Source organism: Brucella sp. JSBI001, from assembly GCF_026014005.1.
Taxonomy (GTDB): Bacteria; Pseudomonadota; Alphaproteobacteria; order Rhizobiales; family Rhizobiaceae; genus Brucella; species Brucella anthropi.
Genome location: NZ_CP110339.1, coordinates 377298 through 401542, shown reverse-complemented (window position 1 = coordinate 401542; position 24245 = coordinate 377298). Strand labels below are relative to the sequence as shown.

Below are 24245 nucleotides of genomic sequence, written 5' to 3'. Positions count from 1 at the left end.
TCGAGCGGCCTTTTTTGTCAGAGCTTTTCGATCCAGCGCACGAGCCGCCGTGCGGCTTCGTCCACCTGTTCCGGATCGCGGCAGAAACAGAGGCGGAAAAAACCTTCGCCGCCGAGGCCAAAAGCGCTGCCAGGTGCCAGACCGACATTGGCATTGTCCACCATATCGATGGCCGCCTTGACGGAATCCCCGACACCATCCACGCCGAAGAAAAGATAAAATGCCCCTTGAGGCGGCGTCAGGCGAACTTTGCCGGTCGATAACAGCGCTGCGCACAGGCTATCGCGCGTCGAACGCGCCCGTTCAACCTGCATCGAAATAAAGGCATCGCCTTCATCGAGAGCCGTAACGGCACCACGTTGCATGAATTGGGCAACACCCGAATTCGAATATTGGATCAGATTTTCAATGACCGGCCCCAGTGACGGGTGCACCGTCATCCAGCCTACACGCCAGCCCGTCATCGCCCAGTTCTTGGAGAACGAGTTGACGAAGATGATGCGATCATCCGGCTCCATAATATCCATGAAGGATGGAGCGCGACCGCCACCATAATAGAAATGGGTATAAATCTCGTCGGCGATGATCCAGAGACCATGCTTGCGGGCAAGATCGAGAATGAATTGCAATGTCTCACGGTCCGCTGTCCAGCCGGTGGGATTGGATGGCGTATTGATGAAGAGTGCTTTCGTGCGCGGCGTGATGGCGGCTGCGATCTTTTCTGGATCAAGCATCCAGCCATTGGCACCGAATTCCAGCTCGACCGGAACCGGAACAGCGCCTGCCAGACCAGCTGCGCCAACAAAATTTGGCCAGGCCGGGGAAAGATAAATCGCCTCTTCGCCCGCCCCAACAGTTGCTGTCAGCGCCATTTCGATGGCGTGCATACCGGAGCCGGTGACATAGAAGTTCTCCGGTTTCAGGGGCAGCGGGAAATGACGCGCGTGATAGCGAGCCAGCGCCTCCCGCAGTTCCGGGATGCCAGCCTGCCAGGTATAGAAGGTCTCGCCTTCAGAGATACCTTTTTGGGCCGCGGCGCGGATGAAATCGGGCGTCGAAAGATCTCCCTCGCCTACCCAAAGCGGGATAAGCCCCTCGCGCCCGCGCCCGTGATTAGCGACCGCCACAATCCCGCTTTCCGGTGACTGGGCTGCTTCCCGACGAAGATTGGCTATGAGCGTCATGATTTCCCCGCGTTGAACTTCGATTTTGATTTCGTGCTTATCAAGGCCCGTTAGCGAAATCACGCGGCTTTTTGTGATGGTCCGATCAAGTGTATTTATGGATCAAAAGAAAACGGGGCCCGAAGGCTCCGCTTTCATTCACCAGTTTTGGATAGGTCAGGCTTTCTGCTTTGCCAGAAGATCGCGGATTTCGGTCAGCAGGACCTCTTCACGCGGTGCTTCCGGTTCCGGCTTTGCCTCTTCCTTCTTCTTCATGCGGTTCATTCCCTTCACCACAAGGAACAATACCCATGCGATGATCAGGAAGTTGATGAGAAGCGTGACGAAATTGCCGTAGGCAATGGTCGCACCGGCTTCACGGGCAGCTGCCAGCGTGGCTCTGGGTTCACCTGCCAGCTGTATGAACATATTCGAAAAATCGATACCGCCAGTGATCAGACCGATGATCGGCATGATGATATCGTTGACGATGGAATTGACGAGGCCGCCGAACGCCCCGCCAATAATGACACCGATGGCCAGATCGACCATATTGCCCTTCAGGGCGAATTCCTTGAATTCCTTTAGCATTACCTGTCTCCCTCACGAACGCGGACCGTTGGGGCCGTCCTGCCGCGGTGGCGTTCGCCAAATCAACCTGGGCACCAGATAAACTGGCAGTGGATGGCAGGGCCCATCTCAGAAGCGAAACTGAAAAGCGCGCTGCCATTTCAAATGCTATCCTGAAAAATGACGTGCACTTCTTCGGGATCACACTCCTAGTGTGTAGGCGAAAATTACCAAAGAAAAGATGAAACCGCTAAAACACACTGTTTTTCATCAATAATCTTGCACGAACGCACTGAAAGTGCTTGCGTCAAATCATGATCGAGGAGTGAGGGAACAGGCTGGCTATGCAGGGCTGGGGTATTATTGGCGCCGCCTTTTTGTATTTGCTGCTGCTTTTTGCAGTTGCCAGCATCGGTGACCGGCGTACGTCGCGCTGGAACAGCGCTCCGCGCCCCTATATCTATGCGCTCAGTCTGGCCGTTTACTGCACCTCCTGGACCTTCTTCGGCTCTGTCGGCTTATCGGCTCAGCGTGGTCTTGAGTTTCTTGGAATCTATATCGGCCCCATTCTCGTCTTTACGCTCGGCAACCGGCTGCTGCGGCATATCGTGCGACTGGCGAAATCCGAGCACATCACGTCAATTGCTGATTTTCTCGCTGCCCGCTACGGCAAGAGCTTCGGTGTAGCCTCTCTTGCAACCTGTATCGCAGCTGTCGGTTCAATCCCCTATATCGCGCTGCAGCTCAAAGCCGTTTCCGGCAGTGTCGGTCTTGTCATGGAACATTACGGATCAGCCGTCGATCCGTCGGTATTCATATTCGGTGACATCTCCCTCCCCGTTGCCGCTGTGCTCGCTGTCTTTGCGATCCTCTTCGGCACCCGCCATACCGACGCCACGGAACATCAGAACGGCCTTATTTTGGCTGTGGCTCTGGAATCCGTCATCAAGCTTTGCGCCTTCCTGACCGTTGGCTTTGCCTGTACCTTCTTTCTGTTCGGCGCCCCATCGCAGCTGATCAATCAGATATCCCAATCACCAGAAGCGCTGGAAGCGTTCCACTACCAGACATCCATCGGCACATGGATCGTACAAAGCGCACTCAGTGCCGCCGCCATCATCATGCTGCCGCGACAATTCCATGTGACCGTGGTGGAAAGCCGGAGTGAAAAGGAACTGCGAACAGCCTCCTGGCTCTTCCCGCTTTATCTGGTCCTCATCAATATCTTCGTCTTTCCCATCGCACTGATTGGCGTGATGACGCTCGGAGGTAATGTCAGCGGAGATTTGTACGTTCTGGCTCTGCCGCTTGCAGCAGGCGCCCATTGGCTCGCACTGGTGGCTTTTCTCGGCGGATTGTCAGCGGCAACGGCGATGGTCATCGTCGCCTGCGTTGCGCTTTCGATCATGATCTCCAACCATCTGGTGCTGCCGCTCTTCATCCGGCGTCTCGCGAAGCAACATGCCGCCGAACAGCGCGACCTGACCAAAGTCATTCTGAACACACGCCGCCTCACCATTATCGGCATTCTGGCATTCGCATTCGCCTATTATCGGTTTACCTCCAACAACATCCATCTTGCTTCGATCGGCTTCGTTTCTTTTGCTGCAATTGCCCAGTTTGTTCCGGCTTTCATCGGCGGGCTATTCTGGCGCAATGCGAATGGGCGCGGTGCCATGCTGGGTCTGTCAGCAGGATTTCTGGTTTGGGCCTACACATTGCTACTGCCAACGATGGCGCCGGAAAATGCTGCCATTCTGCGCAACGGCTTCCTTGGCTTTACGGCGCTACGTCCCGAAGCGCTTTTCGGAACCAACGCTCTCCCGTTGACCAATGGCGTGATGTGGAGCCTTGCAGCCAATACGCTCTTCTACATCCTTGGTTCCCTTTCACGCACCTCGACGCCGCTCGAACGCATTCAGGCAAGTATCTTCCTGCCGCGTTATTTCATCGGCACGCCGACGCTCAAGCGCTTCCGCACAACCGTCACTGTTGCCGAACTGAAAGCCACCATGGCGCGCTATCTCGGTGCGGAACGTGTCGAGCGCGCCTTTCTGCGCTTTGAAGGAAGGGAACAGAGGCGGCTTGATCCGGGCATGACTGTCGACACACCGCTCATCCGTCATGCGGAGCAGCTGCTCGGCACAGCCGTTGGCTCGGCATCGGCGCGCCTTGTACTGTCACTGCTTTTGCAGAAGAGCGATGCATCAGGACGTGACGCGCGACAGCTCCTCGATGACGCTTCGACCGCCTTGCAGCAAAACCGCAATCTGCTGCAAACGGCCCTCGATCAGATGGAACAGGGTATTACCGTTCTCGACAAGGATCTGAGGCTGACTTTCTGGAACCGGCAGTTCCGCAAGCTTTTCGATCTTCCAGATGAAGTGATGCAGGTCGGGATACCCGTTTCGGAAATCGTGGAACAGCTGCACCGCCGCGGCGATATATCGTTCAACGCGCAGAACGGGGTCATCCGCTCGCTCGCAGCTGTGCGCCAGCCATGGCGCATCAACATGAAATCGACGGGCAAGGTGCTGGAAATTCAATCCAACCCGATGCCGGATGGCGGAATTGTCGCGACATATACCGATATCACGGCGGCAGTCGAAGCCGACGTCACGCGCCAGAAGGCAGCGGAAATGCTGGAGCAGCGCGTGGCGGATCGCACGGCAGAACTGACCCGCGTCAACCAGCAGCTCGCCAAGGCCCAGACGGCAGCAGAAGAGGCCAATCAGGGAAAGACGCGCTTTCTGGCAGCAGCCGGTCATGACATTCTGCAACCTCTCAACGCAGCGCGATTGTACAGTACCGCGCTTGCCGAAAAACTCGGACGCTCCGAAACGAGCGAATTCGCACGTAATATCGATTCCTCGCTGGAGGCCGTGGAAGCCATTCTGGGTATGGTGCTGGATATTTCCCGACTGGACACCGGGTCACTCAAGCCTGACCTCTCGGTGTTTCACCTCGACAAGCTGATGAGCCAGATTGCCACCGATTTTACGCCTCTTGCAGCCGCCAAAGGGCTGAAGTTGCGCGTTGTGCCGTCGAGCATCGTTGTCAAAACGGACCGCAATATGCTTCGCCGCCTGATCCAGAACCTTGTTTCCAACTCGATCAAATATAGCCGCAAGGGTGGTATTCTGCTCGGCGTCCGGCGTCGTGGCTCCTTTGTGGAGTTGCAGGTGTTCGATACCGGCATCGGCATTCCATCGCAAAAGCTAAAACTTGTCTTCCGGGAGTTCACACGGCTGGATGAGGGCATGCGGGAAGCGGAAGGGCTTGGCCTCGGCCTTTCCATTGTTGACCGCATCGCAAGGCTGCTGTCGCTGCCGCTGTCCCTGTCTTCGACGCCCGATAAGGGAACCATGTTCACCCTGCGCATTCCTGTCTCGCAGGAAAAAGTGCCCGCCGATGACGTGAAGAGCCGCCGCGGCCTGCAGAAAGCGCTGGAATTGACCGGGCTCGATGTTCTCTGCATCGATAATGACGCCAGCATCCTGTCCGGAATGGAAACGCTGCTTCGCGGGTGGGGATGCCATGTAACGACGTTGCGCAGTGGAGCAGCGTTGAAGAACTATTGTGCCGACCACTCCACACCGCCCGATGTGATCGTCGCAGATTATCATCTTCTACACGAAAACGGCCTCGATATGATCGGCTTTGCACGCGAGACGTTTCAGGTGGAAATCCCCGCCGTCCTGCTGACAGCCGATCGTTCCAAGGAAGTCCGCCAGCGCGCTGAAGACGAGAACGTCACGGTTTTGCACAAGCCACTTCGGCCCGCCGCATTGCGTTCCCTTCTATCGCATTTTTATCATGCGAGGCAGGATAATAGGTCAGCGCAGAACGCCGCTCAGTAGTTGACCGTCATTCAATCCGTGCTCAGGGCATCATTGCCGATGCGTGACAGAAGAATGACCGCCTGCGTGCGGCTGTCGACCCCAAGTTTCTGCAGCACCGCCGAAACATGCGCCTTGACCGTGGCTTCCGACACGCCAAGCTCATAGGCAATCTGCTTGTTCAGAAGACCCTCGGCAAGCATGGTCAACACACGCGTCTGCTGCGGCGTCAATGTACGCAGTCGCGCAATGAGAGCCTCAATTTCAGGGTCGTGCGGATGATCCAGCTCAATATCGGCAGGTGTCCAGATATCGCCGGCCAGAACGGCACGCACGGCCTCGCCAATGGTCTCCATGCTGGCGGATTTCGAGATGAAACCGGAAGCGCCGAGCTCGACAGCATGACGGATCGTGGCGGCATCGTCAGTCGCCGAGACGATGATAACCGGAAGCGCCGGTTGCAAGGCCTTCAACGTCACCAGACCGGAAAGCCCGGTTCCTCCCGGCATCGTCAAATCCAACAGTAGAAGATCGATATCTTCTCGTTCGCCGACCAGTTTCTTGACGGCGTCAAAATCGCCGACTTCGATGATTTCAACACTCTGCGACTGTCCCGAAAGGACCTGCCTGAGTGCGCCCCGGAAAAGCGGGTGATCGTCAGCAATGATGAAATGCATGTGCCTCGCGCGCCATTGTTTCAGGTCTCCTCCCCTCGCGGTGCAGGCCAATCAGCCAACCACTCCGTTTTATGCCGTTTTTTGGCTTGGGCAACCAAAATTCACGTTGCTAACCCGTTTTCACAATACGCATTGCCGCCATCTGGCCGCATTGTATGTTAGGCTGGTGTCGAAAATAACATAAGAGCGGCCCGACCAGCCTAATGGAAGGGAACCAAAAAGGCATTTCATGACGCGCAATACGCTTTATCCAGAAATCCAACCGTTCAAGGAAGAGATGCTTCAGGTTTCTCCGCTGCATCGAATCCATGTCGAGCAATGCGGCAACCCGGACGGCAAGCCGGTCATCATGATCCATGGCGGCCCCGGCGGCGGCATCACACCGACCATGCGCCGTCTGCACGACCCGGAGCGCTATCGCATCATCCTGTTCGACCAGCGCGGATGCGGCCGTTCGACCCCGCATGCGGAACTGCGTGAAAACACGACATGGGACCTTGTGGCGGATATGGAACATATTCGCGCGCATCTCGGCATCGAGAAGTGGCAGGTCTTCGGCGGCTCCTGGGGATCGACCCTTGGCCTTGCCTATGCGCAATCCCATCCGGATCGCGTGGCCGAGCTTGTTCTGCGCGGCATCTTCATGATCCGTCGTTTTGAAGTCGACTGGATGTATTCCAACGGCGCAAGCATTCTATTTCCGGACCATTTCGAGGCTTATCAGGAGCATATCCCGGAAGCCGAGCGCGGCGATATGATCGCCGCTTATTACAAGCGCCTGACTGATCGTGACCCGCAGGTGCAGCTTGAAGCAGCGCGACGTTGGGCGCGCTGGGAAGGCTCGGTCATTTCGCTTCTGCCCGACCCGGCCCGCGTCGATGCCTTCGGTGAAGACCAATACGCCATCGCTTTTGCGCGTATCGAATGCCACTATTTCCAGAACCGCGGCTTCCTCGATTCCGATGACCAGCTTCTGCGCAATGTCGATCGCATCCGGCATATTCCTGGTGTGATCGTGCATGGCCGCTATGATGTCTGCACGCCGTTTATCAATGCCTGGCAGTTGAAGAAGATGTGGCCCGAAGCCGATCTCAGAACCGTCGAGGATGCAGGGCACGCCGTCACCGAGCCCGGTATCACTCATGAACTGATCGAAGCGACAAAGCGTTTCGCTCAATAGAGCGGAAAGCATTCACATTCGTTCGCGCTTCCGCTCTATCTGTTTGTTTTACGCATTATCCTACGCAAAACCGCTTCGTACTTTTGCTAGAAATGCTCTAATGAAAAGGCGCCACATGGCGCCTTTTTTCTTTATCGTCAGGTCCGACCGCCCGGCGCAGTTTCTTTGTTCGGGCTTTCCGGCTCGCTGTCGAAACTTTTCGCAATATCCATGAAGCGACGCATGAAGCGTTCCATATAGCTCATGGATTGCTCGAATTCCTGCTCGGTCGGCAGGCCAGAAGCGGCACTTCCGCCCTTCCCCTCAAGAGCGGAAACCTTGTCTTCAAGCTTCTCTAGACGATCCTGCAAGTCGGCAATGTCGTTCTCATAAGCTTCGCGATCTTCGGTCGCCATCTTGCAGACGAGTTGTCCCTGCTGCTCCGTGCAGGTCGAGAGCGCCCCGGTTCGTGTATCCAGGCGGACATAACCGGTTTCCGTGCCTTCCAGCCGATAACGCCCGTTTTCCTGCGCAAATGCAACACTTGGAGCAAGCGCTGAACCGAGAAGAGCAACAGCAGCCAGATTGCGAACCATCAGTGTCTTTCTGTTCAACATAATGCAATTCCCTTCAGCTTCTCTTTGAGATGTCCCCATCATATGGGACGTTTACGACGAAAATCGAACATGCGGGACTTTGATTTCCGAAGAATTTCAGTCTAGAGAGCAGCCATGACCAATGAGATCATCTATAAGATCGCTCCGCGCGACCTTTGGGCACAAGCAGAACAGGCTGGTAGTTTTACCGGGGCTCCGGTTGATATTGCCGACGGCTATATCCATTTCTCTACTGCAACACAGGTACGGGAAACGGCAGCCAAGCATTTTGCGGGCCAACAGGATTTGCTTCTGATCAGTGTGAACGCTTCCGCGCTTGGAGCAGCATTGAAATTTGAAGTTTCACGCGGCGGAGCCCTGTTTCCTCATCTTTACGGCGAGCTGCCGCTTGCAGCTGTTTTGAAGGTTGAACCCTTGCCACTGGGCGATGATGGTCTTCACATTTTTCCGGAGCTGGAAGATTAATGAGCGGGCTTTTTGAAACTCTCGGGCGACGTGCCCTCTTTGCCTTTGATGCGGAACAGGCACATGGCCTTTCCATCGCTGGCCTGAAGACAGGTCTTGTTACCTGCGGCGCGCCGAACGATCCGGCTCTTTCCGTCAAGGTTGCCGGCCTGCAGTTTCCAAATCCGCTCGGCATGGCGGCAGGTTATGACAAGAACGCCGAAGTCCCGGATGCACTGCTGAAACTGGGCTTCGGCTTCACCGAAATCGGCACCATCACACCGCGCCCTCAAAGCGGCAATCCACGCCCGCGCATTTTCCGCCTCGTTGAAGATAGAGCGGTTATCAATCGTCTTGGCTTCAACAATGAAGGCCATGATGCGGCGTTTAAGCGCCTGTCGCAACGTGCAGGCAAGAGCGGTATCGTGGGCGTCAATATCGGCGCCAACAAGGATGCCGAAGACCGCATCGCCGATTATGTTGCCGGTATTCGCCGCTTCTATCAGCTGGCACGTTATTTCACGGTCAACATCTCTTCGCCCAACACTCCGGGTCTGCGCAATCTTCAGGCTCGCGACAGCCTGCGTGAATTGTTGAGCCGGGTACTGGAAGCCCGAAACGAAGAAGGCAAGATGTGCACGCTGAAGCGTCCGGTTTTCCTCAAGATCGCGCCCGATCTGACCAATGAAGAACTGGACGATATAGCCGCCGAGGCAACCGAACAGAAGCTGGACGGCATCATCATATCCAATACGACACTTTCACGCGCCGGACTGAAAAGCGCAGAAAATCGTGATGAAACAGGTGGGCTTTCCGGTGCCCCACTTTTCGACCGTTCCACCATCGTCCTTGCCCGGATGCGCGAGCGCGTCGGTCCTGACATGCCGCTGATTGGTGTCGGCGGCGTGGATAGCGCCGAGACAGCGCTGACGAAGATCAAGGCAGGCGCCGATCTCGTCCAGCTTTATACGGGCCTGATCTATCGCGGCCCGAACCTGCCTGCTGAAATCGTGCGCGGCCTATCCGCCGCTGTAAAACGTGAGGGCGTTACCAACATCGCCGCACTGCGCGACCGGGACACCAAAGACTGGGCCCGGCGCGAACTGTCTGCATGATTAAGCGATGAATTCTGTACGATAGCGTCGTGGCAAGATCGCCAGAAGCGTAACGCCGCGGATAGACAGAAACAGATTGAGAGCCAGCCAAAGCCCGTGATTGCCCATCACGGGCTTTGCCGCATAAAGAACAACCATAAAGAGTGCGAGCGACAGGAACATCATGTTGCGCATGTCGCGCGACCATGTAGCGCCGATATAGACCCCGTCCATATGGAAGGCCAGCAGCCCCGTAATGCCTGTCAGCGCCGCCCATGGCAGATATTTCAGAGCCTCGGCATGAACGTCTTCCGCTTTGGATAGAAGCCCGATGATGGCATCGCCGAACACCAGCAGGAAAAAGGCGATGACGCTCGCCATGACCAGCCCCCACACGAAAGTGAGCTTGGCGCCCCGTACAAAGGCCGGGCTGTAACGCGCCCCGATCGACCGGCCGACAATTTGTTCGGCAGCCGCCGCCATGCCGTCCAGAAAGAAACCGGCAACGAGAAAGAAGTTCAACAAGACGGCATTGGCCGCAAGCGTGACCGTCCCAAGGTCGGACCCCGCCCGGGTAAAGAAGGCAAAGGCCGTGAGAAGCAGGAATGAACGGATCATGATGTCGCGATTGACCGCGAACATGCGCAAAATTCCTTGCTTCTGAAAGATGCGTGCCCGGTTCGGACGCAGGGATGCATCCTTGCGGAAATGCCTCAGCACGATGAACATGCCGACGAGAGCGGCAACCGTTTCACCAGTCACTGTCGCCCAGGCAACCCCCGTGACGCCCCAGCCCATTTCAAGACCGAGGATGATGCAGAGCACTATATTGATGCCGTTGAGCAGCACTTGAAGACCGAGACCGACAAGGCCCTGTCCGCGGCCAAGAACCAGCCCGAGGATCGAATAATTGATCAGCGCAACCGGTGCCGACAACATGCGGATCGACACATAGGTCGCCATGGCTTCCTGCGTGGCGGAAGTTGGATGCATGAAGGTGGACGAGACAGCGATGATGATCGGCAGGCACAGGATCATCAGACTGCCGGCTACCACCGCGATAATGATTGCGCGCCAGAAGATCGCCTGTTCTTCCACTGCATCTTCCGCACCCACGGCCTGCGCCACAAGTCCAGTCGTGCCGGAGCGGAGGAAGTTGAACATCGATAGCAGGAAGTCAAATACCAGCGCGCCGATCGCCAGACCGCCGATCAGCTCGGCCTGTCCCATCTGGCCGACAACGCCCATGTCCACAAGTCCGAGAAGCGGCGTCGTGATTGCAGCAAGCGTCATGGGAATGGCGATCAGCATCACCATCCGGTGCGTTACGTCGAACGGCCTTGTTACGCCACCAACACGTTGCAGCGACTGATCCATTATGTTTGTCCCGAATGCATTCCCTCTGATGAAGATCATCTACTCTGGAATCAATCGAAACTACAGATAATTCGGCCACCGCATTGTCGCAGTTCCTGACAGCGAACTGTCAGGAGAAACGCGATGTTAGAGACCCAACATCATGGCCCAATATATGTAAGTGGGTTTGTTTTCAGGCGTAGCCCAGGCAAGGCCATAATGCTCGAATGTCGGATCGAGCATGTTCTTGCGATGGCCCGGCGATTTCATCCATGCGTCGAAGACGGCTTGGGTATCACGCTGTCCCGAGGCCACGTTTTCGGCGGCTGGTCCGCGGATACCCGCCTGGCGCAGTCGCGCGACGAAGCCATTGCCCCAACCGACGCTGTGACCGATCTTTCCGTAACTCGCCATACGCCTTGCTTGATAAAGCGCGGCTTGCTCGAGCTTGGAATCGGTCGCCATCAAAGGCAGGCCATTTGCCTTGCGAATAGCGTTGAAAATCGGGGTGGGATCATTGTCTCCGGCAGCCAGCGCCATGTTCAATGGCGCGGCCGACACCGCCAGCGCCCCACCTGCGAGGACCAGAAAACCGCGCCGGTTGAGTGTTAATCCTTGTTTTTGCTGCATTGCCTGTCTGAGCTATCCAATTACCGAATTGAGTTCATTTCCGGTAGCTGAGGATACGGAGCAAAATAAAGGCAGGAATGACGACAGCCGCCCCAAGGATCAGATAATCGACAAAACCTGAGATTGCCGAAAAGCCCATATTCCACAGGCGCAGGAAGAAATCGCGAATGCCGTAGAAAATATCATAGGGCGTCCAGTGAAACGCGCTCATGACCACGCCGACGACCAGCGAGATCAGCACCAGCTTGATCAGGACGCGGGCGGGGGTATCGCCAAGAAAACGGTTCACACCATCCGACATGCAAATCTCCTGAGTGGTTATTGGTCAAAGCGACAGATTCATCGCGCAAGAAATAGGCTGTCCGTGCAACCTTCGCAAGTTCCACACGCGTTTATCGCTGTTTGCGGTAATCTCGCGGAGCTTTCTGCTTTTGCCGCGAAAATGAACGGTTCATGCTGCGCGTATCGGTGAAACCGCTTGCAACAGCCACTTCCAGCAGGGACAGACCTGTTTCGGATAAAAGTTCTTTGGCCTTTTTAACCCGAAGTTCTTCGCGAACCTCGAATGCCGTTCGCTCAAGGGCAAGTTTGAAACCACGCTCCATCTGGCGGACAGAAATTCCCAATCGCCGCGCGACATCGATCATCGGCACCGGGTCTTCCAGCGTTTCCTCAAAAATACGGATCGCCTTGCGGATCATCGGCGAGCGTACACCGTTGAAACTCAGAGCGGGTTGTTCAGAACGTACAAGCTCATAAGGGATCATGAGGATGGATGCGCTCTTGCGCGCCAGTTCCTCGGAAATTTCGTTCTGTATGATTGAAAGTGCCAGCGACGCCGTACCAAGCCCACCAGCACAGGTGAAATGTCTTCCGCTGCGGTGAAACAGGCTGGTCGTATCGGCTGTATAACCGTCGAAAAGCTCCAGAAAATCGTCGCGATGGAACCAGCTGACGCAGCAATTGCGGTCCGGCAGAAGATCGGCCTCCGCCAGCAGAAAGGCGGCAGTACAAAGACCGACTACGGTCTTGCCGCGCCGGTCCGCACGCTTGATGATATCGATCAGTGCCTGCTGCCTCGGCCGATACTGTGCAAGCAGCCCGCCGACAACGGCAACATAATCACAATCGTCGAGTTCTCCCATGGGGGCCGTCGGCTCGATCACCATGCCGGAGCTGGAGGTTACGGGGTCTCCTGATAGCGTGCAGATTTTCCATGCGCAGCGTATCTGACGGCTCTTGTCGCGATCATCGGCAGCAAGGCGAAAAGGATCGAGGAAAAGGCTGAGCGCACTCAGCGTAAAGCCCGGCAGCGCAACAATGCCGACCGATAGCCTGCGCTGCGGGGCATCCGTTGTCGCTTGAAGCTTCCCGTCCTGATCCCGTTCGATTCCAGTTGTCACTTAGGTCGGTCTCCTCCACCCAGAACTATATCTGCTCGGAGGAGGCTAATACAGTCAACGAAAATGCTTGGAAAGCTTCAACTGCTGCGCCTGATAGTTGGAGCCGAGGTCGACACCGTAAAGCGCAGATGGGCGGTGCAGCATGTGTTCGTAAACCAGACGCCCGACGATCTGCCCGTGCTCCAGAATGAACGGAACCTCATGGCTGCGAACTTCCAGAACGGCGCGGCTGCCGGTTCCACCCGCAGCGCTATGCCCGAAACCCGGATCGAAGAAGCCTGCATAGTGAACTCGGAATTCGCCAACCAGCGGATCAAACGGCGTCATTTCCGCCGCATAAAGCGGGGGAACATGCACGGCCTCGCGTGAGACGAGAATATAGAATTCATCCGGATCAAGTACGAGTTCGCGCGCGCCGCGATCATAGATCGGTTCCCAAAAGTCGAGAACGTCGTGCGCTGCGCGCTTGTCCACATCGACCACAGCCGTGTGATGCTTGCCGCGATAGCCGATCAGCCGGTCAGGACCGCCCGAAAGATCGACCGAAAGGGCGATGCCGCCGCCGGAAATATTCGGCATTTCCGCAGCAACCAGTGTTTCGGCATTATGCAGAGCAGCGAGTTCAGCTTCATCAAGCTGGGCCCGCCCCTTGCGGAAGCGTATCTGCGACAAGCGCGATCCCGTGCGCACGACGATCGGGAATGTGCGCGGGCTGACTTCCAGATAAAGCGGGCCATTATATCCCGCAGGCACCTTGTCGAATTCCTGCGCTCCGTCCGCGATAACGCGGGTGAAGATATCGAGGCGTCCCGTTGAACTTTTCGGGTTTGCCGATGCCGACAGATCCGGCGACAGCGCCAACCCTTCGAGGAGCGGAACGATATAAACGCAGCCGGTCTCAAGAACTGCCCCTGCGGTCAGGTCGATCTCGTGCAGTTTCAGTCGTTCCAGCTTTTCCAGGACCGGTGTGCCTGGCCCCGGCATGAAGGAGGCGCGGACACGATAGGCCTTTGCGCCAAGCCTCAGATCGAGGCTTGCAGGCTGTATCTGATCGGGATCAAGAGGGCGTGGAGACGCCAGCAAACCGCTTTCAAACAGCGCGGAAATATCCGCATCCGCCAGAATTCCAGCATCTTTCTGCATCATTACCCCGATACTCCGTAGCCTAAAGCATGTCGTGCTTTATCGTGTTCAAGCGACATGCTTTAATCTCTTGTTTTCACGCATATCTTTATCCCGAAACCGGTTCCCACTTTCGGGAGACATGCTCTAAGCATTGCTTGACAAAGACCATTGACCGCTCGCGGCGTCAATGCCAACCCTTCCAGCAGCTAGAAACCGGGTTTTCCGCAGGAATCCAAGCATTATCACGGCATGCGGGATGCGCTTTTCCCGAAATGGGGCGGTTTCGGCATTGACGGCTCTACTCAACAGGCATAATGGAAATGTGTTCCGTGGTGATTTGGCCGGCCGGCTTGCAGCCACGTTAAAGAATTCGCTAAAAAAGGCCGCGGTTCGTTACCGGCCTTTTGCGTGTTCGCAAGGCCGGTTTTTTATTGGCCGCCGAGGCTCGACTATCCTGCCCCGGCCGACCAGCTTTCGACAGGTTGGAAAAATGACGACTGAGAATACCCGCAAGTTTCGCCCTGCAACTGAGCTCGTGCATGCCGGATCGTTGCGTTCCGGATTTGCCGAAATGTCGGAAGCAATGTTCCTGACACAGGGCTTCCTCTATCCGAATGCCGAAGCCGCCGAAGCGCGCTTCAAGGGCGAGGATCCGGGTTTCATCTATTCGCGTTATGCCAACCCGACCACCGACATGTTCGAAAAACGCATGTGCGCGCTGGAAGGCGCCGAAGAAGCCCGTGCAACCGCATCCGGCATGGCAGCGGTCGCAGCTGCGATCCTGTGTCAGGTGCAGGCGGGCGATCATGTGATTTCTGCCCGCGCCGTTTTCGGCTCCTGTCGCTACATCGTAGAGACCATCTTGCCGAAATATGGCGTCGAAATCTCGATTATCGACGGCTCCGATATCGAAAACTGGAAAGCGGCTGTTCGCCCGAACACTAAGGTCATGTTCCTTGAAAGCCCGTCCAATCCGACGCTAGAAATCATCGACATTGCTGCCGTTGCACAGGTCGCCAATGAAGCGGGCGCCAAACTGATCGTCGACAACGTTTTTGCCACACCACTTTTCCAGAAGCCTCTGGAGCTGGGCGCGCATATCGTCGTTTACTCTGCGACCAAGCATATCGACGGTCAGGGACGCTGCCTTGGTGGTGTAGTCCTCTCCGACCGCGAATGGATTGAAAACACCCTGCAGGATTATTTCCGTCACACCGGTCCGGGGCTCAGCCCATTCAACGCGTGGATCATGTTGAAAGGCCTTGAAACACTGGCCGTTCGCGTGCGCCAGCAGACGCTATCGGCGACTGCGGTTGCCGACTTCCTCGCAAACAAGCCGGGCGTGAAGCGCGTGATCTATCCGGGACGGGCAGACCATCCGCAGGCCGACATCATCGCCAAGCAGATGACCGGCGGCTCGACCCTCATTGCTTTGGAACTTGACGGTGGCAAGGAAGCAGCCTTCAAGTTCCAGAACGCGTTGCAGGTCTTCAGCATCTCCAACAATCTGGGTGACGCAAAAAGCCTGATTACACATCCGGCGACAACCACGCACAAGAATCTCAGCGACGAGGCGAAAGCTGAACTCGCTATCTCGGACGGCCTCCTGCGTATCTCGGTTGGCCTCGAAGATACGGATGATCTCGTGGAGGATGTAGAAGAAGCGCTGAAGGCCGTGCGCTAAGCAAACACAGAGCTATATTGTGGCATTTAGGCTGCAAACAAAGGCTAAAACTGAGCATTTGCCGGAACATTTCGGCAAATGCCGTTCATTTGACGTGCCGAATTGTTGACCTCCCCCGCAACTTTAGCGATAGGTGGGGCGAACAACGGTGCCCATGAAAAGAATCGGCAAACCGTTCAATGCAAAGCATCTTTGCGATCCGGTTTCATCTGATCCCAAGGGTGCCAAGGCCGATGTGAATGTAGGGCGGGTGCGCATGTACAGAGCGGTAACGCGGGGGATCGAAGTTTCGGTCGAACCTTTTTATCTGGAAGATCAATCCGAACCCGAAGAAAACCGTTATGTCTGGGGCTATCGTATAACGATTGCTAACAACTCCACGGAAACCGTACAGCTTCGTTCGCGTTACTGGCAGATTACCGATGCGAACGGGTATGTCGAGGAAGTGCGCGGGCCGGGCGTGGTCGGCGAACAACCAACGCTCGAACCAGGCGACTCTTTTCAATACTCATCGGGCTGCCCGTTGACCACCACGTCGGGAGTCATGGTCGGACGCTATCAGATGCAGGGTAACGGCGGCAGCTTGTTCGAAGTGGACATACCCGCTTTCTCGCTCGATATTCCGGAACAAAGGCGAACTTTAAATTAGGTTGGTCATAAAAAAATGGCTCGCCACCAGTGGTAACAAGCCATTTTCTCAGCTGTAATAAAGCCTAGGACTTTGGCGCGAATTCCGCCGGATCGAACTCATAGCGTTTCGAGCAGAACTCACAGGTCACGGAAATCTTGCCGTTGTCCGCACTCTCCGCAATTTCCTCGGCTGTAAAACCTGACAGCACACCGGAAATTTTGTCCCGCGAGCACGAACACTCGTCCAGCACAGGCACAGAGTCGAACACGCGCACGCCACGTTCATGGAACAAACGATAAAGCAGCCGCTCGGAGCCGACCTGCGGGTCCGTCAGTTCGGAACTTTCGATCGTTCCAACCAGCGAACGGGCTTCGTCCCATGCGTCGTCTTCGGGATGAAAGGCGACTTCGGCTTCATCCTCATCACCGCCTGGCAGGTCGGGGATGCGTGCGCGCAGTTCGGATTCCGGCAGGAACTGAATGATCAGCCCGCCAGCACGCCACTGTTCCACTGGCTTACCATCGGCACCGCGTTCGACAAGCTTGGCAACGCTCAGTTTCAGATCAGTCGGAATCTGTTCCGACTGACGGAAATAGGTCGTGGCGATTTCTTCCAGCGTCGAACCATCAAGCGCAACAATGCCCTGATAGCGCTGAGTATAAGCGCCCTGATCCACGGTGAAGGCGAGTGTGCCTCGTCCAAGCAGTTCCTCGGGCTTCGTCTTGTGGGCGGCAACCGCCTCCTTCAAGCGCTCTTCGTCGAAACGTGCATAGGCGCGTACCGAACGCGGCGTGCGGAAATCGACCACCAGCATGTCGACGGGACCGTCGGACTGCGTCTGGAAGATAAACTTGCCTTCAAATTTGAGCGAAGTGCCAAGCAATACGGTCAGCACCGTTGCTTCCGCCAGCAGGCGGGCCACTTCTTCCGGATAGTTATGGCGTTTCAGAATGCCGTCGATACTCGCGCCAAGCTGAACCGCGCGACCACGCACGTCGAGTCCTTCCACCTGAAAGGGCACAACGGCGTCATCGCCTGCGAAGTCGAAATCGCCCAGATTGACCTGGATGTTCTCGACTTCGGTATGCTCATTGCTGGTCTTGTCAGCCAAATTATGCTCCCAGATCGCGGCTTTGCAGACACCAGGCCAGAATGGCTTTCTGGGCATGGAGCCTGTTTTCCGCTTCATCGAATACGACCGATTGTGGTCCATCGATCACTTCATCCGTCACTTCCTCGCCGCGATGTGCAGGCAGGCAGTGCATGAAAAGCGCCTTCGGATCAGCTTTTGCCATCAGTCGCGCATTGACCTGATAGGGCATGAAAACGTTGTGGCCGCGGGCATGATCTTCCTGCCCCATCGAAACCCACGTATCGGTCACGATGCAATCTGCGCCGTTCGCCGCTCTTTCCGGATCGATGGTAGACATGATGCTCGCGCCATTCGCTTTCGCCCAATCGACATATTGCGACTTGGGTTCACTGCCTTCCGGCGTTGCGATATTGACGTTGAAATCAAAACGCGCCGCAGCTTCAACCAGCGAGTGGAGGACGTTGTTACCGTCCCCCATCCAGGCAAAAGTCTTGCCTTTGATCGGGCCGCGATGTTCCTCATATGTAAGAACGTCAGCCATGATTTGACAAGGGTGTGTATCGTCCGTCAGTGCATTGATAACCGGAACAGTTGCATATTCGGCAAGTTCCAGCATGCGTTCATGCGATGTGGTGCGGATCATGATCGCATCAACATAGCGCGACAGAACTTTCGCCGTATCGGCGATGGTTTCACTGCGCCCGAGCTGCATTTCCGAACCGGTCAGCATGATCGTCTCGCCGCCAAGCTGGCGCATACCGACATCGAACGACACACGCGTGCGCGTGGAAGGCTTTTCGAAGATCATCGCAAGCACCTTGCCGGCGAACGGTCGTTCGATTTCTCCCGCCTTCAGGCGCGCCTTGCGCGCCTTGGCGTCTTCCATGATAGCGCGAAGTTCCGATGCCGGAACAGCAGAGAGGTCGATAAAGTGTTTGATCCCGTTATCGTTAGCCATGATATCACGCCGTCTTGCTGATCGGATTTGCAGTTGCGAGCCGTTCGACCGCCGTTTCAATGCGCTTCAGCGCTTCACGTGCTTCTTCCGGCGTCGTAACCAGCGGTGGCAACAGACGAACGACATTGTCGCCAGCGCCGACGCTCAGGAAATGCTCGTCACGAAGGGCTTGAATGAGACTGGTATTCGGCAACACACATTTGATACCGATCAGCAGGCCGCGACCACGGATTTCGGAGACAACACTCGGGTAGCGGTCAACGATGGAAGCAAGCCCTTGCTTCATGACCAGAGCGGTTGCCTGAACATTTTCGAGGAAACCGTCAGCCAGAACAACATCGAGCACGGCATTACCGACGGCCATGGCCAGCGGGTTGCCGCCATAGGTCGTGCCGTGAACACCAGCCGTCATGCCCTTGGCCGCTTCTGCGGTCGCGAGACAAGCACCCATCGGGAAACCGCCGCCGATGCCCTTGGCCACAGCCATGATGTCCGGCTTGATACCAGCCCATTCATGCGCAAACAGCTTGCCCGTGCGGCCAACGCCGGTCTGCACTTCGTCGAGGATCAGCAGAAGACCCTTTTCATCACAGATCTGGCGCAGCATGCGCATGAATTCTTCAGGGAAACCGCGCAAACCGCCTTCGCCCTGCACGGGTTCAAGCAGGATCCCTGCGGTCTCATCGGTAATAGCGGCACGCAATGCCGCTTCATCACCGAACGGAACCTGATCAAAACCGTCGACCTTCGGGCCAAAGCCTTCGAGATACTTGGCCTGACCGCCAGCGGCAATCGTGGCCAGTGTGCGGCCATGGAAGGCGCCTTCAAAGGTCACAATGCGGTAGCGTTCCGGGTGACCGCTTACATATTGATAACGGCGCGCGGTCTTGATCGCGCATTCAAGGGCTTCAGCGCCGGAGTTGGTGAAGAAGACCTTGTCTGCGAAAGTGCTCTCGACAAGACGCCGTCCTAGCTTCTCCTGCGCCGGAATTTCGTAGACATTCGACAGATGCCACAGCTTTTCCGCCTGGGTCTTCAGCGTTTCCACCAGATGTGGATGCGAATGGCCAAGCGAGTTCACAGCAATGCCGGCAGCAAAGTCGAGGTAACGTTCGCCGTTTTCGGTAATCAGCCAGATGCCCTCACCTCGCTCGAAGCGCAGCGCCGCACGATTATAGGTGTCGTAAAGCGGTTGCACGGTCGTAGCGTCGGTCATAGCGTCAGGCCTCCAAAGCCTTTTTTGCAGCTTGCACGGTTGCACCGGCAAAGCTGTGTTTCCTATAAATAGTCCTCAGGCACTCGAAACGGTTCCCACCTTTCGAAAAGCGCCCAATATTCCATCCCAGCTGCCACGAAAATATAATGAGACATGAGGGAACGGCCCAGATAGCTCATGCTCCTCGCCTGAGCTTCCGGCAGAAATAAAAAACCGCCCTCAGGGCGGCATATTTATCTCGCGCGTATATTGGCGTTCACAAAAAAAATGTCAATCAAAGCAAGCAAGGTTTGCAGGCCATCTTTCGGCATGAGTTCATGCATTTTCTCGTTCTTGTAACATTCGCCGGTCGAAGGTGACTTTACGCGAGCGTCCACACTCTATAGAGAAAGGCCTCTCCTCGGCTGAGGCTGCCAGACGGCATATCCGCTTCGCAAGTTCGCGATGTTCCATCCTGAAACAATCCGGGTTTTCAGTTCAGGACCAATTGCGTGCAAAAATTCGGCGCTGGATCAAAGAAAAACCGTCTTTGGCACCCAAGTTGGGGAAAACCATAAAAATGGAATCTGCCTGACAGGGCTATCCCTTGTCATGGAGTCGTTGGATATTGTAGTTTCTTTTTAGAGATTAAAGCTACATTTCGTGCGGCGGACCTAGTCACCCGGATAGATATGGTGTTTGCGCTTGGAGCAATCCGAGAACACTGGCGGATTCCGGATAACGAAAATGATTGGAGCCCAGGGCGATGAACTGGACAGACGAACGCGTCGAACTACTGAAGAAACTGTGGAGCGAAGGCTTGAGCGCAAGCCAGATCGCAGCACAGCTTGGCGGCGTGAGCCGTAATGCAGTGATCGGCAAAGTGCACCGTTTGAAGCTTTCAGGCCGTGGCAAAACCACGACCGCTGCTCCACGCAGCAAGAAGGTCAACACGGTTGCCGCAGCGCCACGTCCTGCAGCACAACATTCAACCGGCGTGCATACGACGACGATGCGCACGGCTACGGTCACCAAGACGGTTGGCGCTACTGCACTTCAGATGGACTACGCCGTAGACGTCGTTGCGGAAAGAGTGGTCAAGCCGGCTTCAGATGTGGTGGTGCCTATTTCGCGCCGTCTCTCACTGCTGCAGCTGAGCGAACGTACCTGCAAGTGGCCGATTGGCGACCCGCTGAACGAAGACTTTCATTTCTGCGGCCATGAATCCGGTGAATCGAGCCCATATTGCAGCTATCATTCGCGTCTGGCTTTCCAGCCGACTGCGGAACGCCGTCGGGCTCGTTAAGACGAATACGAGAATGAGATTATTGGGCCCCGGAGCGAAAGCTTCCGGGGCCTTTATTTTAGTCCGCACACGCCTTGTCCCGAAAGCCACCCCACAACTTTCGGGGTGCGTTCTATTTCAAAGTAGACTTGTAAACTTCCAGCGTGCGGTCAGCGATCCCGCTCCAGCTGTAATCCCGCGCGATCCAGTCGATCATTTCTTGCGACTGCTTGCTGGTCAACGGGCTATCGATCTTCCGTCGCAGCGCATCCTTCAATGCATCGACATTGCCAAGCGGAAAGTAACTCTCCTCTGAAAGCCCCACTTCGACATTGGCAGTAATATCGCTTGCGAGTACGTTCAAGCCATACCCCATCGCCTCCAGCAGAGCGATCGGCATGCCCTCGTGGCTGGATGGCAGAACGAACAATGCCGCGTGACTGAACAAGGCTGACAGCTCTTCTCCCTGAAGTGCGCCCGTCAGCACGACACCTGGCACAGCATCAGCCCTTGCGCGGACGGCTCCGGCATATTCAGCGGTATATTCCGCCGAACCGATCAGAGCCAGTTTCAAAGAAGGATCGGAAAGTTTTGCAAACGCCTCGATGAGATCGAGTTGACGTTTCTCTGGAACAATCCGTGCCACAAGAGCGATATACCGCTCCGGTAACAGGCCGTGCTTCTCCAACCACGTCTTGTCTCGGCAGGCAGGACGCAGCGTGACGCCGTTCGGGATAAATGTGATCGGCACATGGAAATGCTGTTGCATGGTTTGCGCGATGTCGTTGGACACAGCGATACGTGCATTTGCAAAACGCATCCCGCACCATTCGCCAAGCTTCAGCATCGTGCGCGCAAGACGCCCCCACTTCTGACGATTATAGTCAAATCCGTGGTGCGTCACGACCGTGCGTAACCCCAGCAGACGCGCCAGCGGAACAGCCAGAGCCGGACCGATTGCGTGAATGTGCAGAACATCCGGACGTTTGAACCCTGCCCGCAGCACGCCCAGAACCGTATGGACAATCGCCTCGAATTTCATGGAAGTCGGCGCCCAGATCGGCGTTACCCGCACACCCTCCCATACATAAGGCTGTTTCTTTTCAAGATATGGGCGACGTCCGATGACCTCGACATCCCAGCCCTTTGTCACATAGAGCCGGGCGAGCTCCTCGACATGTTTTTCCACTCCGCCTTGTACGTTTGGAACACCGCGTAGACCCAGCATCATGACGCGAGGTCGTCTGTCGTTTCGGACCATCAAAGCGCCCCTAACTCGGCATAAAGTTCCAGCGTGCGGTTTCTGTATGCCTGTGGCGAGAATTCGTTGCCGGCCCAGACCCGCCCCACATTTCCCATCTTGCGTCGTGCCTGCGGAGATAATCTCGCAAACTCGCCAAGAACACGGGCGAGATCATCGATATCGCCTGCACGGGAAACCATTCCGGTCTCACCTTCGATGATCATTTCGGGAATTCCACCAATGTCTGCGCCAATCACCGGCACCCCAAGCGCATAGGCTTCCAGAATACTGATCGGGGCATTTTCATACCATTCAGACGGAAGAACGAGCGCCTTTGCTTCTCCGATCAGCCTATGCAGTCGTTCACCCGAGACATAGCCTGCGAATGTGACATCGCCGCCCGCCTCAGTGGCAATCGCTTTCAGTGACTGTTCTTCAGGCCCGGTGCCTGCAATAACAAGTTTCTGCCTCGCAATCGCCGCTGCACGAATGAGGGTACCGATCCCCTTTTCCGGTGCCAGTCTTCCAACATAGGCGAAGTAGTCGCCCTCATCTGCGTAAGGTTTCAGATCGTCCGTATGGGCGAAGTTGGGAATATAGACCAGCTTTTCTTCGGGCCAGCCCCATTCGGCAAGCTTGGCAATATAGAAGCGGCTCGGCACAACGATGCGGTCAAGCGTATTGCGGTAAAGACCAAGCATGCGATGAATGGCTGTCTCAACGAAAACCAGCCCGCTCAGCGCCGTGGAATCCTTGATGCATTTATGAAGCGCCACATTATAAATGCGCCCGCCCTTGCAACGCTCGCAAATCTGATTGTGTGACAGCATCTTATAGGCCGGGCAGGCCAGCTTCAGGTCGTGGGCTGTCATGACCGTCGGGATACCCGCGTCCTTCAGAACCGGGAAAATCGACGGTGACAAATGATGATAGATATTATGTGCATGCGCGACATTCGGACGAAAACGTTCGATCAACGCCTTGATCCGGTCGCGCGCTTCCCATGAATAGATGATCTTGCCCGCTTGCACGACTTTTGTGAGTGGGCTGCTTTCCCGGCCATACTCAATTTCCGAGACAAAATAGGAAGACCAGTCGGATGGGAAATTATCCGGATGCTGCATGGCAAAAGGTGCCGTTTGCCAGCCGATTTCAGAAAATAGTTTGATGTGGTCGAGAAAAACAGTTTCGGCGCCACCGCGCCGATAAAAGTAATTGTTGATCGCCAACAGGCGATGTTCTTTATCATTTAAATGCGTCAAGCAGCACCTCGTTGAGCGCCAAGGCGCGCCAATGCTTCGCGGACAGAAAGAACAGCCGCCCCGCTTTTGACCGCATGAGATACGAGGCGCTCAAAGGTTTCAGGCTTGCATCCGAACTCGGTCGGTGTATCGCTGACATCATGCGTATAGAAGACAAGCCAGCCGGGATTTGCATTCAGATCATCGATCCAGCGAGTCTGGCGCGCGGCGTCATCGTCAGGCTGCCTGATCTCCACCGCCTGCAGAAAGGCAAGGTCGATCATGCCGCGATTGATGCGGTTGCCACCTCCGCGGCATGTAGAGAAACGATCAGCAAAGAGCCGCCGCGACATCATGGAAGATGCGCAGTAGGGATAAGCGAAATTGCGCGCCTCAACACGATCAGGCTCGAACACATCGAGATAGGCGGTGTTGCGATCTAAATCGGCCACTATGTTCTGCGCCCCAACATAGGGAACCTTGAGATGATCATAGGTATGGCAACCCAATTCATGTCCGCGCTCGACCAGTTTCCGGCAGCCTTCCTGTGTGATCAGGTTCCTTTTGGCTTCTTTCGTACCAACCAGGTTGCCTGCAATATAGAAAGTGCCATGAACCCCATGCTTGTCGAGAATGGCAGCCCCGGCGCTTTCGGCCGTATCAGGCACATCGTCAAATGTGAAAGTGATGATCCGTTCATTCTTCGGCAGGCAGAATGGGCGCAATGGAAACCGACGGCTGATGCTGTCGTTCAGCCGTATAGCATACCATTCCAGGCGGCTGCGCGCCTTGTCGAGACTATCCATTTCCATCATTGCCCCAGCCCCCAAAAGCTGTT

The 24245-nt window shown here is 55.9% G+C and carries 22 protein-coding genes and 1 riboswitch; of the genes, 7 read left to right on the top strand and 15 right to left on the bottom strand.

Features of this window, described 5'->3' with window-relative positions:
* Window positions 1-17: 17 nt before the first annotated feature.
* Window positions 18-1184: a pyridoxal phosphate-dependent aminotransferase gene (locus tag LJ361_RS01825; RefSeq protein ID WP_029925736.1), complete on the bottom strand. Its 1167-nt coding sequence runs from the start codon at window positions 1182-1184 to the stop codon at window positions 18-20.
* A gap of 156 nt (window positions 1185-1340) precedes the next feature.
* Window positions 1341-1754, bottom strand: coding sequence for a large conductance mechanosensitive channel protein MscL (gene mscL, locus LJ361_RS01820; RefSeq protein WP_010658231.1), 414 nt, complete (start codon window positions 1752-1754; stop codon window positions 1341-1343).
* Between the two features lie 323 nt (window positions 1755-2077).
* Here mscL and LJ361_RS01815 point away from each other — a divergent pair, with 323 nt between their 5' ends.
* A complete protein-coding gene (locus LJ361_RS01815; RefSeq protein ID WP_040129909.1) occupies window positions 2078-5593 on the top strand; it encodes a PAS domain-containing hybrid sensor histidine kinase/response regulator in 3516 nt (1171 codons plus the stop codon).
* A gap of 11 nt (window positions 5594-5604) precedes the next feature.
* Here LJ361_RS01815 and LJ361_RS01810 read toward each other — a convergent pair whose 3' ends face one another.
* Window positions 5605-6249, bottom strand: coding sequence for a response regulator transcription factor (locus LJ361_RS01810; RefSeq protein ID WP_010658229.1), 645 nt, complete (start codon window positions 6247-6249; stop codon window positions 5605-5607).
* A gap of 229 nt (window positions 6250-6478) precedes the next feature.
* On the opposite strand from LJ361_RS01810, the gene pip reads away from it, so the two are divergent.
* Window positions 6479-7429, top strand: a complete 951-nt coding sequence (pip, locus tag LJ361_RS01805) for a prolyl aminopeptidase (protein WP_151663136.1) — start codon at window positions 6479-6481, stop codon at window positions 7427-7429.
* A 137-nt stretch (window positions 7430-7566) separates the two neighbouring features.
* Here the strand turns inward: pip and LJ361_RS01800 are convergent, their stop codons facing one another.
* The gene (locus LJ361_RS01800; RefSeq protein WP_012090705.1) at window positions 7567-8025 is read right to left on the bottom strand and encodes a hypothetical protein; all 459 of its coding nucleotides are present in this window, start codon (window positions 8023-8025) and stop codon (window positions 7567-7569) included.
* 114 nt (window positions 8026-8139) lie between these two features.
* Between LJ361_RS01800 and LJ361_RS01795 the strand changes: the two genes are divergently transcribed.
* Together LJ361_RS01795 and LJ361_RS01790 are read left to right on the top strand one after the other, a co-directional pair.
* On the top strand, window positions 8140-8490 hold the full coding sequence (locus LJ361_RS01795) for a DUF952 domain-containing protein (protein WP_010658226.1): 351 nt from the start codon (window positions 8140-8142) through the stop codon (window positions 8488-8490).
* Window positions 8490-9584, top strand: coding sequence for a quinone-dependent dihydroorotate dehydrogenase (locus LJ361_RS01790; RefSeq protein ID WP_010658225.1), 1095 nt, complete (start codon window positions 8490-8492; stop codon window positions 9582-9584). Before LJ361_RS01795 ends, LJ361_RS01790 begins: the two co-directional genes overlap by 1 nt.
* Here the strand turns inward: LJ361_RS01790 and LJ361_RS01785 are convergent, their stop codons facing one another.
* The 5 genes from LJ361_RS01785 to LJ361_RS01765 all read right to left on the bottom strand — a co-directional run bounded on the left by LJ361_RS01785 (window position 9585) and on the right by LJ361_RS01765 (window position 14098).
* Window positions 9585-10940, bottom strand: coding sequence for an MATE family efflux transporter (locus LJ361_RS01785; RefSeq protein WP_166943101.1), 1356 nt, complete (start codon window positions 10938-10940; stop codon window positions 9585-9587).
* Between the two features lie 126 nt (window positions 10941-11066).
* Window positions 11067-11549 (bottom strand): CAP domain-containing protein, encoded by a 483-nt coding sequence (locus LJ361_RS01780; protein ID WP_151663133.1) that lies wholly within the window; start codon window positions 11547-11549, stop codon window positions 11067-11069.
* A gap of 34 nt (window positions 11550-11583) precedes the next feature.
* Window positions 11584-11850 (bottom strand): DUF6460 domain-containing protein, encoded by a 267-nt coding sequence (locus LJ361_RS01775; protein WP_010658222.1) that lies wholly within the window; start codon window positions 11848-11850, stop codon window positions 11584-11586.
* A gap of 91 nt (window positions 11851-11941) precedes the next feature.
* On the bottom strand, window positions 11942-12952 hold the full coding sequence (locus LJ361_RS01770; RefSeq protein ID WP_012090703.1) for a GlxA family transcriptional regulator: 1011 nt from the start codon (window positions 12950-12952) through the stop codon (window positions 11942-11944).
* A gap of 54 nt (window positions 12953-13006) precedes the next feature.
* The gene (locus LJ361_RS01765) at window positions 13007-14098 is read right to left on the bottom strand and encodes a 2'-deoxycytidine 5'-triphosphate deaminase (protein ID WP_094514782.1); all 1092 of its coding nucleotides are present in this window, start codon (window positions 14096-14098) and stop codon (window positions 13007-13009) included.
* 298 nt (window positions 14099-14396) lie between these two features.
* A riboswitch (SAM riboswitch) is annotated at window positions 14397-14476 on the top strand.
* Window positions 14477-14567: 91 nt separating this feature from the next.
* On the opposite strand from LJ361_RS01765, the gene LJ361_RS01760 reads away from it, so the two are divergent.
* Both LJ361_RS01760 and apaG read left to right on the top strand, forming a co-directional pair.
* Window positions 14568-15761 (top strand): O-succinylhomoserine sulfhydrylase, encoded by a 1194-nt coding sequence (locus tag LJ361_RS01760; RefSeq protein ID WP_166943103.1) that lies wholly within the window; start codon window positions 14568-14570, stop codon window positions 15759-15761.
* Between the two features lie 256 nt (window positions 15762-16017).
* Window positions 16018-16410, top strand: a complete 393-nt coding sequence (apaG, locus tag LJ361_RS01755; RefSeq protein WP_010658218.1) for a Co2+/Mg2+ efflux protein ApaG — start codon at window positions 16018-16020, stop codon at window positions 16408-16410.
* Between the two features lie 64 nt (window positions 16411-16474).
* Here the strand turns inward: apaG and LJ361_RS01750 are convergent, their stop codons facing one another.
* The 3 genes from LJ361_RS01750 to LJ361_RS01740 are packed head-to-tail and all read right to left on the bottom strand — an operon-like array spanning window position 16475 to window position 19659.
* Window positions 16475-17503, bottom strand: coding sequence for an Hsp33 family molecular chaperone (locus tag LJ361_RS01750; protein ID WP_010658217.1), 1029 nt, complete (start codon window positions 17501-17503; stop codon window positions 16475-16477).
* Between the two features lies 1 nt (window position 17504).
* The gene (argF, locus tag LJ361_RS01745; RefSeq protein WP_151662721.1) at window positions 17505-18443 is read right to left on the bottom strand and encodes an ornithine carbamoyltransferase; all 939 of its coding nucleotides are present in this window, start codon (window positions 18441-18443) and stop codon (window positions 17505-17507) included.
* Window positions 18444-18447: 4 nt separating this feature from the next.
* Window positions 18448-19659: an aspartate aminotransferase family protein gene (locus LJ361_RS01740; RefSeq protein WP_151615003.1), complete on the bottom strand. Its 1212-nt coding sequence runs from the start codon at window positions 19657-19659 to the stop codon at window positions 18448-18450.
* Between the two features lie 745 nt (window positions 19660-20404).
* Here LJ361_RS01740 and LJ361_RS01735 point away from each other — a divergent pair.
* Window positions 20405-20944 carry a GcrA family cell cycle regulator gene (locus LJ361_RS01735; RefSeq protein WP_010658214.1) on the top strand — a complete coding sequence of 180 codons (540 nt, stop codon included), beginning with the start codon at window positions 20405-20407 and terminating at the stop codon, window positions 20942-20944.
* A gap of 112 nt (window positions 20945-21056) precedes the next feature.
* Here the strand turns inward: LJ361_RS01735 and LJ361_RS01730 are convergent, their stop codons facing one another.
* Genes LJ361_RS01730 through LJ361_RS01720 form a run of 3 tightly spaced genes read right to left on the bottom strand, consistent with a single transcriptional unit; the run spans window position 21057 to window position 24222 of the window.
* Window positions 21057-22184 (bottom strand): glycosyltransferase family 4 protein, encoded by a 1128-nt coding sequence (locus tag LJ361_RS01730; protein ID WP_166943106.1) that lies wholly within the window; start codon window positions 22182-22184, stop codon window positions 21057-21059.
* Window positions 22184-23428, bottom strand: coding sequence for a glycosyltransferase family 4 protein (locus LJ361_RS01725; RefSeq protein WP_151691189.1), 1245 nt, complete (start codon window positions 23426-23428; stop codon window positions 22184-22186). Before LJ361_RS01725 ends, LJ361_RS01730 begins: the two co-directional genes overlap by 1 nt.
* On the bottom strand, window positions 23425-24222 hold the full coding sequence (locus LJ361_RS01720) for a polysaccharide deacetylase family protein (RefSeq protein WP_010658211.1): 798 nt from the start codon (window positions 24220-24222) through the stop codon (window positions 23425-23427). Before LJ361_RS01720 ends, LJ361_RS01725 begins: the two co-directional genes overlap by 4 nt.
* Window positions 24223-24245: the final 23 nt, after the last annotated feature.